At 70.0% G+C, this 12,893-nt stretch carries 11 protein-coding genes and 1 pseudogene; 9 read left to right on the top strand and 3 right to left on the bottom strand.

Annotated features, from left to right (window positions below; translation table 11 throughout):
- Window positions 1-130: 130 nt before the first annotated feature.
- Window positions 131-1,594 carry a UDP-N-acetylmuramate:L-alanyl-gamma-D-glutamyl-meso-diaminopimelate ligase gene (gene mpl, locus AC06FP_RS01190; protein WP_478074175.1) on the top strand — a complete coding sequence of 488 codons (1,464 nt, stop codon included), beginning with the start codon at window positions 131-133 and terminating at the stop codon, window positions 1,592-1,594.
- Between the two features lie 94 nt (window positions 1,595-1,688).
- Here the strand turns inward: mpl and AC06FP_RS01185 are convergent, their stop codons facing one another.
- Together AC06FP_RS01185 and AC06FP_RS01180 are read right to left on the bottom strand one after the other, a co-directional pair.
- The gene (locus tag AC06FP_RS01185; protein WP_456116969.1) at window positions 1,689-2,522 is read right to left on the bottom strand and encodes an IclR family transcriptional regulator; all 834 of its coding nucleotides are present in this window, start codon (window positions 2,520-2,522) and stop codon (window positions 1,689-1,691) included.
- Window positions 2,523-2,579: 57 nt separating this feature from the next.
- A complete protein-coding gene (locus AC06FP_RS01180) occupies window positions 2,580-3,248 on the bottom strand; it encodes a hypothetical protein (RefSeq protein WP_478074174.1) in 669 nt (222 codons plus the stop codon).
- 149 nt (window positions 3,249-3,397) lie between these two features.
- Here AC06FP_RS01180 and AC06FP_RS01175 point away from each other — a divergent pair, with 149 nt between their 5' ends.
- The 8 genes and pseudogenes from AC06FP_RS01175 to AC06FP_RS01140 all read left to right on the top strand — a co-directional run bounded on the left by AC06FP_RS01175 (window position 3,398) and on the right by AC06FP_RS01140 (window position 10,746).
- Entirely contained in the window at window positions 3,398-4,663 is a 1,266-nt protein-coding gene (locus AC06FP_RS01175) for an MFS transporter (protein WP_456116967.1), read from the top strand.
- Between the two features lie 19 nt (window positions 4,664-4,682).
- A pseudogene (locus tag AC06FP_RS01170) lies at window positions 4,683-4,886 on the top strand (tautomerase family protein); the annotation flags it as partial.
- Complete coding sequence (locus AC06FP_RS01165) at window positions 4,883-5,680, top strand: fumarylacetoacetate hydrolase family protein (RefSeq protein ID WP_478074173.1); 798 nt, start codon at window positions 4,883-4,885, stop codon at window positions 5,678-5,680. The pseudogene AC06FP_RS01170 and the gene AC06FP_RS01165, both read left to right, overlap by 4 nt.
- 38 nt (window positions 5,681-5,718) lie before the next feature.
- Window positions 5,719-6,657, top strand: coding sequence for an acetaldehyde dehydrogenase (acetylating) (locus AC06FP_RS01160; RefSeq protein ID WP_456116964.1), 939 nt, complete (start codon window positions 5,719-5,721; stop codon window positions 6,655-6,657).
- A gap of 10 nt (window positions 6,658-6,667) precedes the next feature.
- Window positions 6,668-7,708, top strand: a complete 1,041-nt coding sequence (gene dmpG, locus AC06FP_RS01155) for a 4-hydroxy-2-oxovalerate aldolase (protein WP_478074172.1) — start codon at window positions 6,668-6,670, stop codon at window positions 7,706-7,708.
- Window positions 7,705-8,493, top strand: coding sequence for a 2-oxo-3-hexenedioate decarboxylase (gene dmpH / locus AC06FP_RS01150; protein ID WP_478074171.1), 789 nt, complete (start codon window positions 7,705-7,707; stop codon window positions 8,491-8,493). The genes dmpG and dmpH overlap by 4 nt, the downstream gene beginning before the upstream one ends.
- Before the next feature lie 196 nt (window positions 8,494-8,689).
- Window positions 8,690-10,057, top strand: a complete 1,368-nt coding sequence (locus AC06FP_RS01145; RefSeq protein WP_478074170.1) for a DcaP family trimeric outer membrane transporter — start codon at window positions 8,690-8,692, stop codon at window positions 10,055-10,057.
- Window positions 10,058-10,137: 80 nt separating this feature from the next.
- Complete coding sequence (locus tag AC06FP_RS01140) at window positions 10,138-10,746, top strand: LON peptidase substrate-binding domain-containing protein (RefSeq protein ID WP_478074169.1); 609 nt, start codon at window positions 10,138-10,140, stop codon at window positions 10,744-10,746.
- A 60-nt stretch (window positions 10,747-10,806) separates the two neighbouring features.
- On the opposite strand, the gene AC06FP_RS01135 is transcribed toward AC06FP_RS01140, so the two are convergent.
- A complete protein-coding gene (locus AC06FP_RS01135; protein WP_456116959.1) occupies window positions 10,807-12,810 on the bottom strand; it encodes a bifunctional DedA family/phosphatase PAP2 family protein in 2,004 nt (667 codons plus the stop codon).
- Between the last annotated feature and the right edge of the window lie 83 nt (window positions 12,811-12,893).

Genomic DNA, 12,893 nt, shown 5'->3' with positions numbered 1-12,893 from the left:
GATACTGCGGCTGGCCCGTGCATTTTCGGGATGAACGCCCCCTGGCGGTATAGGAGTTTCCCCTACACATCAGTAGGGGTAATGCGGGGATGGCGTACCCGCGCGCCGGCGCATCGGCGACAATCGGCGCATGAGCAAGATCCATATCCTCGGCATCGCCGGTACTTTCATGGGCGGCGTGGCCGCCCTGGCCCGCGAACTCGGCCACCAGGTCGAAGGCAGCGACCAGGCGGTGTACCCGCCCATGTCCACCCAGCTGGAGACGCTGGGCATCACCCTGTCGCAGGGCTACCTGCCGGGCAACATCGGCGCCGACTGCGACGAGGTCGTGATCGGCAACGCGCTCTCGCGCGGCAACCCGGCGGTGGAGGCCGTGCTGGACGCAGGGCGGCGCTATGCCAGCGGCGCGCAGTGGCTGGCCGAAAACGTGCTGCCGGGCCGCGACACCCTGGCCGTGGCCGGTACCCATGGCAAGACCACGACCACGACGATCCTGGCCTTCCTGCTGCAGGCGGCCGGGCGCGAGCCGGGCTTCCTGATCGGCGGCGTGGCCGAGGACTTCGGGGTGTCGGCGCGGCTGGGCGGGGCGAGGGAGGCATCTTCCGCTGTCGTACCCCCATCCGCCCCTTCGGGGCACCTTCCCCCGCAGGGGGAAGGGGACACGGTGTCGATGCTGCCGCATCGACCGCTTTTCGTTGTCGAAGCCGACGAATACGACACCGCGTTCTTCGACAAGCGCAGCAAGTTCGTCCACTACCGGCCGCTGGTGGCGATCCTCAACAACCTGGAATACGACCACGCCGACATCTTCCCGGACGTGGCGGCGATCCAGCGCCAGTTCCACCACCTGGTGCGCACCGTGCCCGGCCGCGGCCGGCTGATCGTCAACGGCGAGGACGCGCGCCTGGCCGAGGTGCTGGCGATGGGCTGCTGGACCCCGGTGGAGCGCTTCGGCTTCGACCCCGCGCTGGAATGGAGCGCGCGCCTGCTCGAGCAGGACGGCAGTGCGTTCGCGGTGCTGCACCGTGGCGCGGAGGTGGCGCAGGTGCGCTGGCCGCTGCTGGGCCGGCACAACGTGCTCAACGGCCTGGCCGCGCTGGCCGCCGCGCATGCGGTGGGCGTGGACGTGGCGGCGGTGGCGCCGGCGCTGGCCGGCTTCCACAGCGTCAAGCGCCGCCTGGAAGTGATCGGGCAGGCGCGCGGCGTGACCGTCTACGACGATTTCGCCCACCATCCCACCGCCATCCGCACCACGCTGGACGGCCTGCGTGCGAAGGTCGGCGATGCGCGGATCGTGGTGGCGATGGAGCCGCGCAGCAATTCGATGCGGCTGGGCGCGCACGCCGAAGCGCTGGCGCCGTCGCTGGACATCGCCGATGCGGTGGTGTTCCTGGCCCGCCCGGAACTGCCGTGGGACGCGGCCCGGGTGATCGCGGCGGTGCGCGGCGACGCGCAGGCGGTGGCCGATACCGACGCGCTGCTGGCGCGGCTGGGCGAGGCGGCGCGCGACGGCGACCACGTGGTGTTCATGTCCAACGGCGGTTTCGACGGCGCGCCGCGGCGCTTCCTGGCGCAGCTGCAGGACCCGCGCTAGGCGCGGCCGCGCCGCGGCCGGCATTCCGCCACGGCGTCGCGGGCGCGCCCGGCCGCGCAGGTGCCTGCGCCGGAGGCGCTGACCCGCGCCGGCGTCAGCGCGTATGTCCCATCGCGGCGGAGATCTGCGTCGCCGCTTCCAGCAGGGCCTGCACGTGCGCCGGGTCCGGCGTGCTGGGCAGGTAGTGGATGGAGCCGACGATCGCCAGCGTGCCGAACAGTTCGCCATTGGCCTGCAGCAGCGGCGCGGCCAGCGCATTGATACCGATATACAGCTCTTCCGGCGCGTCGGCCCAGCCGCGCCTGCGCACCAGTTCGATCTCGGCGGCGAGCCGGTCCGGGTCGACGATGGTATGCCGCGTGCTGGCCGGCAGCGCCTGCGCCAGGTAGGCGCGGCGCAGTTTCTCCGGGCCGTAGGCCAGGGCGATCTTGCCCTGCGCCACGCTGTTGTGGTGGAAGCGGGTGCCGGGGCGCAGGCTGATCTCCACCGGCGCGGTGCCGCGCAGCAGGTCGATCACCACCACTTCGTTGTCGGAGAACGTGGAGATCACCACGGTCTGCCCGACCCGGTCGCGCAGGTGCTCCAGGATGGGCCTGGCCAGGCTCATCACGTCGAAGCGGCTGGTGCAGGCGCGCCCCAGCAGGAACATCTGCCAGCCGACGCGGTACTGGTTGGTATCCGGGTCCTGGTCGACATAGCCATGCTCGCGCAGCACGCTGAGGTGGCGGTGCACGCGTGCCTTGGGCATGCCCAGCAGCTGCGCCAGGCGGGTGACGCCGAGCCCGTTAGGGGCCGAGGCGAGGGCTTCGATCACCTTGAGCGACACGATGGCGGTAGGCAGGCCCTGCTCGGCGGTGTCGTCCTGGGCATCCACGCCGGCAGCGGCGGGGGGCACATCCTTGTTGTCGGGCGCGGCGTTGCGGGGCATCGGCTACCTGTTCGGCGGTGGCGGAGGGCGCGGCACCGGGTGCCGCGTCGACGCCGATTATGGCAGGTCGATGTATCGCTCTGCGAAAACCTTGTACCGCTGGGTCTTCCGCGCGGCGGCATCCTCGGGGCGGACATAGCGGATCGAACTGCGTCCCTTGAGTTGCCGTGGCAGCAGGAAGCAGCGGATGAAGCGGGTTTCCTCGTCCTCCGTTGTCGGTGCCAGCACCGGCGCGTGGCCCAGCTCGAACCAGGCGTGGCCGGCCGGGTGGTCGTGGCGCTGGCCCAGCGTCTCGATGCTGATCCGGCCGTAGTCGCAGATGCGGATGCCCGGGCCCTGGTGGACGTGGGTGAGGGCGACGCCGCCCTTCGGGAAGTCGACGCGGTCGCAGCGCATCAGCCATTCGTAGCGCGCATCCAGCGTGATCGGCGCTTCCAGCTTGAGTTCGCTGTGGGTAGCCGGGGCCGAAGGCAAGGCGCCGGCCGGCTGGCGCGCATCGGTCAGGTCCCAGCGCCACAGCACGGTGTCCTCCTCGCCGTTGAGCAGCGCGACCTGCTCCTGGCCGACCCGCGCCTGGGCCGGGTCGAGCGACTGCGCGTCCTGCGGGGATTCGACCATCAGGCCGCCCCGGCGCACGTACAGCGCGCGCGGCCCGGCGGGGAGGTAGACCGGCGGGCAGCCGGCCGGCAGGTGGTCTTCGTGGAGGCGGAGGATCAGCTCGGACATCGGAATCTCGCGTTTGTAACGACTCTTGTATCGTATATCGATACGAAAACGTTTGTCATGTTCCAATTTTCAGAAAAGTGGGTTAGTTTGTACCCGCAGTATCGTTCACCGATACTTTCGTTTCAGCCAAGATTCCGGAGGGGAAGCCCATGGCGCAGCGTGGTTCAACGATCCAAGAGGTACCGGCCGCCAGCGGCGGCCGCTGGTGGCAGGGCGCCAGCAGGCAGCAGTGGGGCACGTTCCGTTCGGCCTACCTGGGCTGGATGCTGGACGTGATGGACCTGATGCTGTTCGCGATGGTGCTCAAGCACGTCAGTGCCGACCTGGGCATCGACAAGTCGCAGGCGGGCATGGTGATGTCGGCCACGCTGCTGGCCACCGCGTTCGGCGGGCTGGTGTTCGGCTATCTGGCCGACCGCATGGGCCGGGCCAGGTCGATGATCCTGAGCATCATCTGTTACTCGATCGGCACCGCGCTGTGCGGCCTGTCCGACACGCTCGGCCAGTTGATGCTGTTCCGGATCATCGTCGGCCTGGGCGTCGGCGGCGAATGGTCCGCCGGTTCGGCACTGGTGAGCGAAAGCTGGCCGGCGCAGCACCGCGGCAAGGTCCTGGCGTGGATCCAGAGCGCGTTCGCGTCCGGCTACGCGGCCGCGGCGATCGTCGCCGCGCTGGTGGTGCCGACGCTGGGCTGGCGCTGGGTGTTCGTGGTCGGCCTGCTGCCGGCGCTGCTGGCGTTCTACGTGCGCCGCCACGTCAAGGAGCCGGAGATCTGGGCCAACCAGACGCAGCGGCTGAGCTTCGGCCAGACCATGGGCCAGCTGTTCGGCGCGCATGCGCGCAGCACCCTCGTCGGCCTGGCCTTCGTCACCGCGGCGATGTGCGGCTACTGGGGGCTGTTCACCTGGATCCCGACCTATCTGGCCACGCCGGTCGCCGACGGCGGCCCCGGGCTGGACATGGTCAAGTCGACGATCTGGATCGTGATCATGCAGGTGGGCGCGGCACTGGGCTTCGTCACCTTCGGCTACATCGCCGATGCGATCGGGCGCAGGAAGGCCTTCATGCTGTTCTTCGTGTGCTCGGCGCTGACCGTGCCGGTGTTCGTGATGATCAAGTCGCCGATGATGCTGATGGCCTTCGGCATCGTCGTGGCCTACTTCGGCACCGGCTTCTACAGCGGCTTCGCGCCCACCTTCGCCGAAATGTTCCCGACCACCGTGCGCGCCACCGCGCAGGGCTTCGTCTACAACGGCGGCCGCGCCATCGCCGCCATCGCGCCGGCGCTGATCGGTTTCCTGGCCAACGGCTACGGCGTGGCCAGCGGACTGATGGCCACCGCCGGGTTTTTCGGGCTGGCCGCGGTGATCGTGCTGCTGTTCCTGCCCGAGACCAAGGGCGCCGAACTGACCTGACCGCAACCGCAGGAGCAACCCCATGCCGATCATCCAGGTGACCCTGGTGCAGGGCCGTGACGAAGAGAAAGTGCAGCGTTTCATCCGCGCCGTGGCGCGGGTGGCGCATGCCGAGCTGGACGCGCCGATGAGCGCGATCCGGGTGATGGTCAACGAAGTGCCGCCGCAGCGTTTCGCGGTGGGCGACGTACTCAAGAGCGATGCGGAGGAAGTGAAGGCATGAGTGCCGTGTCCCTGGGCGCCGACGCCATCGCCCGCCACGGCGCCGAGCTGCATGCCGCGCTGCGCAGCGGCGTGGCGGTGGAGCCGCTGAGCGAGCGCATCGCCGGGCTGTCGCTGGGCGACGCCTATGCGATCTCCAGCGATCTGCTGGCGCGGCGCCTCGCCGATGGCGAGCGTGTGGTCGGCAAGAAGATCGGCGCCACCTCGGCGGCGGTGCAGCGCATGCTCAAGGTCGACCAGCCGGATTTCGGCTTCCTCACCGACCGCATGCAGGTGGCCGACGGCGGCGTGCTGTCCACCGCCGGCATGATCGCGCCGCGCGCCGAGGGCGAGATCGCCTTCCACCTCAAGCGCGACCTGGTCGGGCCGGGCATCACCCACCACGACGTGCTCGCCGCCACCGACGCGCTGTCGGTCTGCTTCGAGATCGTCGATTCCCGCATCCGCGACTGGCGCATCGGCATCACCGACACCGTGGCCGACAATGCCTCGGCGGCGGCCTTCGTGCTCGGCGAACTGCGCGTGCCGCCGAAGAACCTGGACCTGGGCACGCTGGGCATGGTGGTCGAGAAGAACGGCGAACTGGCGGCCACCGGCGCCGGTGCGGCCGCGCTGGGCTCGCCGGTGAACTGCGTGGCGTGGCTGGCCAACACCCTGGGCCGGCTCGGCACGCCATTGAAGGCCGGCGAGGTGATCCTGTCCGGTGCGCTGGTGCCGCTGATCCCGGTCGCCGCCGGCGACCACATGCGCGTGCGCGTCGGCGCGCTGGGCAGCGCCGACATCCGTTTCGCATGACGCCTGCTTCCTCCCCCAATGAACGACAGGAGTTATGCATGACCCTGAAAGCGGCCATCATCGGTTCCGGCAACATCGGCACCGACCTGATGATCAAGATCCTGCGCCACGGCAGGCAACTGCAGATGGCGGCACTGGTCGGCATCGATCCTGCTTCCGATGGCCTGGCACGCGCCGCCCGCATGGGCGTGGCGACCATTTCCAGCGGCGTGGCCGGCTTGATCGAGTCGGACCTGTTCGCCGACATCGACATCGTGTTCGATGCGACCTCGGCCTCGGCGCACGTGGCCAACGACGCACTGCTGCGCGCGGCCAAGCCGGGCATCCGCGTGGTCGACCTGACCCCGGCGGCGATCGGCCCGTACTGCGTGCCGACCGTGAACCTGGAGGACAACATCGAGGCGGCCAACGTCAACATGGTCACCTGCGGCGGCCAGGCCACCATCCCGATGGTGGCGGCGGTGGCCTCGGTGGCCAGGGTCGCCTACGCCGAGATCGTGGCCAGCATTTCCAGCAGGAGCGCCGGCCCGGGCACGCGCGCCAACATCGACGAGTTCACCGAAACCACCTCGCGCGCCATCGAGAGCGTGGGCGGCGCGCAGGTCGGCAAGGCCATCATCGTGCTCAATCCGGCCGAGCCGCCGCTGCTGATGCGCGACACCGTGTACGTGCTCAGCGAGGTGGTCGACACCGCCCTGATCGAAGCGGCCGTCACCGAGATGGCCGCGCGCGTGGCCGCCTACGTGCCGGGCTACCGGCTCAAGCAGCAGGTGCAGTTCGAGCGCATCGACGCGCCGGTCAACGTGCCGGGGTTGGGCCCGAGCACCGGCCTGAAGACCTCGATCTTCCTGGAAGTGGAAGGCGCCGCGCACTACCTGCCGGCCTACGCCGGCAACCTGGACATCATGACGTCGGCCGCGCTGGCCACCGGGGAGCGCATGGCCGCCTCGGTGCTGGCCGCGCGCGCAGCGGCGTGAGGACGAAGACATGACCTCCGACAAGCTCTACATCTCCGACGTCACCCTGCGCGACGGCTCGCACGCCGTGCGCCATCGCTACAGCCTGGAACAGGTGCGCGCGATCGCCACCGCGCTGGACCAGGCCCGGGTCGATTCGATCGAAGTGGCCCATGGCGACGGCCTGCAGGGTTCCTCGTTCAACTACGGCTTCGGCGCGCACAGCGACGTCGAATGGATCGAAGCGGCGGCCGCCTCGGTCTCGCACGCGAAGATCGCCACCCTGCTGCTGCCGGGCATCGGTACCGTGCACGACCTGAAGAACGCCCATGCCGCCGGCGCGCGCATCGTGCGCGTGGCCACGCACTGCACCGAGGCCGACATCTCGCGCCAGCACCTCGAAGCGGCCAATGCGCTGGGCATGGACGCGGTGGGCTTCCTGATGATGAGCCACATGACCACGCCGCAGGCGCTGGCCGTGGAGGCGAAGAAGATGGAAAGCTACGGCGCGTCCTGCGTGTACGTGGTCGATTCCGGTGGCGCGTTGAACATGAACGATGTGCGCGACCGGGTCGGCGCGCTGCGCCAGGCACTGCGGCCGGACACCCAGATCGGCATCCACGCCCACCACAACCTGTCGCTGGGCGTGGCCAACTCCATCGCCGCGGTCGAAGCCGGCGCGATCCGCATCGACGCCAGCCTGGCCGGCATGGGCGCCGGCGCCGGCAACGCGCCGCTGGAGGTGTTCATCGCCGCCGCAGAGCGCATGGGCTGGAACCACGGCTGCGAGCTGTACACGCTGATGGACGCGGCCGACGACATCGTGCGCCCGCTGCAGGACCGCCCGGTGCGGGTGGACCGCGAAACCCTGGCGCTGGGCTATGCCGGCGTCTATTCCAGCTTCCTGCGCCACGCCGAGATCGCGTCCGCGCGCTTCGGCCTGAAGACCGCCGACATCCTGGTCGAGCTGGGCAGGCGCCGCATGGTCGGCGGACAGGAGGACATGATCGTGGATGTCGCGCTGGACATGCTTCGTGCGCGCGGCGAACAGGCGCAGGAGGCACGGGCATGACCCTGGACCGTTCCCTCATCGAGCACTGCGCCCTGCAGCTGCTGGCCGCCGAGCAGGACGTGCGCGAGGTGACCCGGATCACCGATGCGCATCCGCAGATCGACGTGCGCGCGGCGTACGACATCCAGGACTGCCTGCGCGGCCTGAAGCAGGCCGCGGGCGTGCGCATCGTCGGCATGAAGATGGGCCTGACCTCGAAGCCGAAGATGCAGCAGATGGGCGTGGATACGCCGATCTATGGCTTCCTGGGCGACGACAATGCCGTGGACGATGGCGCGGCGGTCGATACCGCGCGCCTGATCCACCCGAAAGTGGAGGCCGAGATCGCCTTCGTCATGCGCGACGCGCTGTCCGGCCCTGGCTGCGACGCGGCCCGGGTGCTGGCCGCGACCGACTACGTGGTGCCGGCCATCGAGCTGATCGATTCGCGCTACGAGAACTTCCGCTTCGACCTGCCCAGCGTGATCGCCGACAACACCTCGGCCGCACGCTACGTGCTGGGCTCGCGCCCCACCGCGGTGCAGGGGCTGGACCTGGAAACGCTCGGCGTGGTGATGGAAAAGAACGGCCAGGTGGTCGAGGTGGGCGCCGGCGCCGCGGTGCTGGGCAATCCCGCCGAGGCGGTGGCGATGCTGGTCAACATGCTGGCCGCGCGCGGCCAGTCACTGCCGGCCGGCAGCGTGGTGCTGTCCGGTGCGATTACCGCGGCGGTGGCGGTGGCCGCCGGGGACAACGTGCTGGTGCGTGCGGATGGCATCGGTACGACCTCGATGCGGTTTGTGTGAGGGCCGAAGGCGCGGCGCCGTGGCGGCTTCAGCCACGCGCGCCTGCCTGCACCGCGTCCTTCCCGCGCAGGCGGGGATGACGGCCTGAAGGCCACCCGGGCTGCCCGGGCGGCCACTGCAAGAAAACCACGTTCTCCATGACCGGCGCTGCAGCGGCGCCGGAACGGTGTCCTGTTGCCCTGGGAGGGGAAAAACAATGATCGGTAACAAGAAGCTGGCCGCCCTGGCCACCACTGCAGTCCTGGCGGCGATGCCGCTGAGCGCCCTGGCCCAGGCCATGGACGCACAGGCCATGGAGGCGCGCATGGCGCAGCTGGAAAAGGAGATGCAGCAGATGCGCGACCTGCTGCAGGCCTACCAGCAGCGTGACGCCGCCAATGCCGCCAATGCCGCCGCTACGTCGACGCCGAGCGCGCTCGATGCCACCCGCGTCGCCGCGCCGGCGGCGCCGGCCGTCGTGATGCCCAACGCGATGCCGGGCACGAAGTTCTCCTTCGGCGGCTTCATCAAGCTGGATTCGATGTACACCCGCACCAGCGATGGCGAGATCGCCGATGGTTCGGCCGGGCGCCTGTTCTACTTCCCCGGCGCCACGCCGGTGGCGGCCGACGGCAAGGGCCGCAGCGCCAGCTATACCGACATGCACGCGCAGTTCTCGCGCTTCTGGCTCGGTGCCGATACCACCACCGAGCGCGGCGACAAGCTCAAGGCCTACATCGAGGCGGACATGTACGGCGGCGGCAGCAACGCGTTCGCCGGCAACGAGGTCATCACCAACACCTATGCGCTCACCCTGCGCCAGGCCTACGTGAGCTGGAACAACTGGCTGGCCGGCCAGACCTGGTCCAACTTCCAGGACGTGGCGGCGCTGCCGGACACGGTCGACTTCACCGGTCCCTCCGAAGGCACCATCTTTTCGCGCCAGGCGCAGCTGCGTTATACCCGCGGCGCATGGTCGTTCTCGGCGGAGAACCCGCAGACCACCATCACCCCGTTCGGCGGCAAGGGCGCGCGCATCAACAGCGGCGCCGACGTCATGCCGGACCTTACCGCGCGCTGGCTCGCCCGTGGCGACTGGGGCCACTTCACCGTCGCCGCGCTGCTGCGCAGCTTCCGCTACGACGGGCACGACGAAAGCGGCGGTGCCCTGAGCGTGTCGGGCAAATTCAACATGGGGGCCAACGACGACCTGCGCTACATGGTCAGCGGCGGCGCCGGCGTGGGCCGCTACCTCGGCTTCGCGCTGGGCAGCGACACCGTGCTGGACGAGGAGGGGCGCCTGCATGCGCTGGACGGCTATGGCGGCTTCGCCGCCTGGCGCCACGCGTTCTCGCCCAAACTCCGCGGCAACCTGGTCTATTCGGTGGCCGTGCTCGACAACGACACCGCCTGGACCGGATACGAAGTCACCGACAAGGCACAGTCGGTGCGCGCCAACCTGATCTATTCGCCATTTCCCAAACTGGACCTGGGCGTGGAGCTGAGCCATGCGCAGCGCCGCCTGGAGAATGGCGAGAAGGGCGACATGAACCGCGTGCACACGCACGTGAAGTACAGCTTCTGACGGCATCGTCCTGACGCCTTCAACGATGGCCCACGGCGGGCTGGGGTAACATCGACCCCGGTCCGCCGTTTCCGTTGCCGATGACTGCCACGCAGAGCCTGCCCCTGTTCCCGCTGCACGGCGTACTGCTGCCCGGCGCCGCGCTCGGCCTGCGCGTGTTCGAAGCGCGCTACCTGGACCTGGTGCGCGAATGCGGCCGCCAGGGTGGCACCTTCGGCATCTGCCTGATCCTGGAGGGCGAGGAAGTCGGCGCGCCGGCCACGCCCGCGGCCTGGGGCGTGGAGGCGCTGGTCGAGGATTTCGATGTCGGCGCCGATGGCGTGCTGCAGCTGCGCCTGCGCGGCGCGCGGCGTTTCCATGTGAGCCGGACGCGGGTGCGCGACAACGGCCTGGTGGTGGCCGATGTCCAATGGCGCGACCCGGACCACGACGACGAACTGCGGCCCGAGCATGCGCTGCTGGGCCTGCTGCTGGAACGCATCCTCGAGCAGGCCGGCGGCGAATTCGCCGGCGCCGGCCCGGCGCAGCTGGACCAGGCGGCGTGGGTGGGCTGGCGCCTGGCCGAACTGCTGCCGCTGGAAGACGAGCAGCGGCTGGTGCTGCTGCAGGAAGACGATCCGCACCAGCGGCTGGATCGCCTGCTCACCTGGATTCCCGATTTCGAGCCGCCGGCCGAATCCGACCTGTAGAGGCGGGGTTCGCCCCGCCTGCGGCTTGCCGGGGCAGCATGATGCGGGCGTGCCCCGGCTCTACGGTTGCGGTTCGCTGTGGATCATCAGCAGCGGCAGGCCGGTCTCGGGCTGCACCTGCTGCTGGTTCGGCATGCCGTCGAGCGACCGCTTGAGCGTATCCAGCGCGGGGTCCACGCCCGGCAGCGGCCGCCACATGCCGAACAGCTTCAGGTGGCGCTGGAAACGCAGCGTCTGCGCGCTGCCCAGCCAGACCGGGGATTGCCCCGGCTCGAGGCGCACGGCCGACGGCCACAGCCGCAACGCATAGACTTGGTCGGGCTGCGCGCCCGGGTGCAGCAGCAGCAGTGCTTCGACGTTGCTGTCCAGGGTGGCGGGCAGCACCGGCACGTCCCGCGGTGCCGCCGTCTGCTCCAGCATGGCCAGGGCCTGCTGCCAGCCGGCCTGCGGCTGCACGCTCCAGCCATTGCGTTCCAGTTGCTGCTGCAGGGGCGCCAGCGGCCCGGCCACCTGCACGTCCAGCGGCCAGCGCTGGTCGTCGTCGAACTCGTTGCGGCGTGCCGGCAATTCGCGCCAGCCGTCCTGCCACCAGGCGGCCGCGTCCATCATCCGCGGCGCTTCGGCCGCCGGTTCGAACTTGGCCAGCTTGGCCGGCACGTTGCGTGGCGCGTACCAGAAGCCGGCTAGCACGAACGCGCCGTAGAACAGCCACGTCACCGGCTTGACCCAGAACGAGCGGTTGAAGCGGCGGCGGTAGGCGATGCCCAGCACCAGCAGCCAGAAGATGCCGAACAACATGCCGCCGATGACGTCGCTGAGCCAGTGCGCGCCCAGGTAGAGGCGGGCAAACCCGATGATCGTCACCACGATGCCCGACACCAGGTACGGCCACACCCGCGTGCGGCCGGGCAGTTCGCGGCCGATCAGCACGGCGAAGAAGCCGAAGGTGATGGTGGCCATGGTCACCGACACCGACGGGAAACCGAAGCCGCTGCTGGCCGCCGGCGGCCGCACCACGTCCACGGTGGTGCCGAGCAGCTTGGTCAGCGCCAGGCCGAACGCCAGTGCCGCCAGCCAGTGCGCGGCGGCCATCCAGCGCCGGCGCCAGCACAGGTAGCCCATGCCCGCGGCGGTGGCCGGCAGCAGCACCTGCCAGTCGCCCAGCGAGGCCAGCGCCGCCATCGGGTAGTCGGCCAGCGGATTGCGCAGGGCCAGCATCAGGTGGTGCACGGCCAGGTCCAGCGCCAGCGGCTCGCCATGCCCCACCACCACCATCAGCAGCACGAACCAGCCCCAGCCCAGCAGCAACAGCATCAGCGCCAGCATCGCCAGCGGCACCGATTCGCGCCGGCGCGGATCGAACAGGTCGTTCCAGTAGCGGCCGAGCAGGTGCGGGTGGCGCTGCGACCAGCGCAGCAGGCGCGCCAGCCAGCCGTCCATGCGCGCGGCCGACCAGCGGTAGCCGTACAGCACGATGGCCCACACCAGCCCCAGCATCACCCCGAGCAGGGCCACCACCACGAACAGCCGCCCGGCCACCGCCGCCACCGCGTCGTAGGCCTGGCCCAGCGCCCAGCCCGGCAGCAGGAACAGCACCGCCCACGACAGGCTGGCCACGGCGCTGGGCTGCGCGTACCGCGCCAGCGGCATCTTCGCCATGCCGGCGATGGCCGGCACGAACGGGCGGATCGCGCCGACATAGCGCGCCACCAGGATGCTCTTGAACGCATTGCGCCTGAACAGCAGTTCGCCGCGCTCCAGCAGCTGCGGGTAGCGGCTGAACGGCCACACCCCGCGCAGGCGGTCGCCCCAGCGCCGGCCGACCCAGTAGCTCAGGCCGTCGCCGCAGAACGCGCCGAGCGCGGCGCAGGCCACCGCGTAGGGGCCGGATATCTCGCCCATGCCGATGAGCACGCCGATGGCGATCATCAGCGGCAGCGCCGGCACGATCGCGCCGAGGATGATCACGGCGTCGCAGAAGGCGATGGCGAAGACGACGGCGCCGGCCAGCACCGGGTGCGCGGCGATCCAGGCCAGGGTGGAGTCGATCCAGGATGAATTCATCGACGGATTATAAAAGGGCGCGGGCGCCGGACCGTCGCCCGGCGATGGCTGCCCGGACAGCGGCGGTGCAGGTAGGAGAAGTC

The sequence above is a fragment of the Stenotrophomonas sp. Steno-Z2 genome (genome assembly GCF_056393235.1).
Note: the sequence above shows the minus strand (reverse complement) of the source record. Positions and strands in the feature narration are given on the sequence as shown.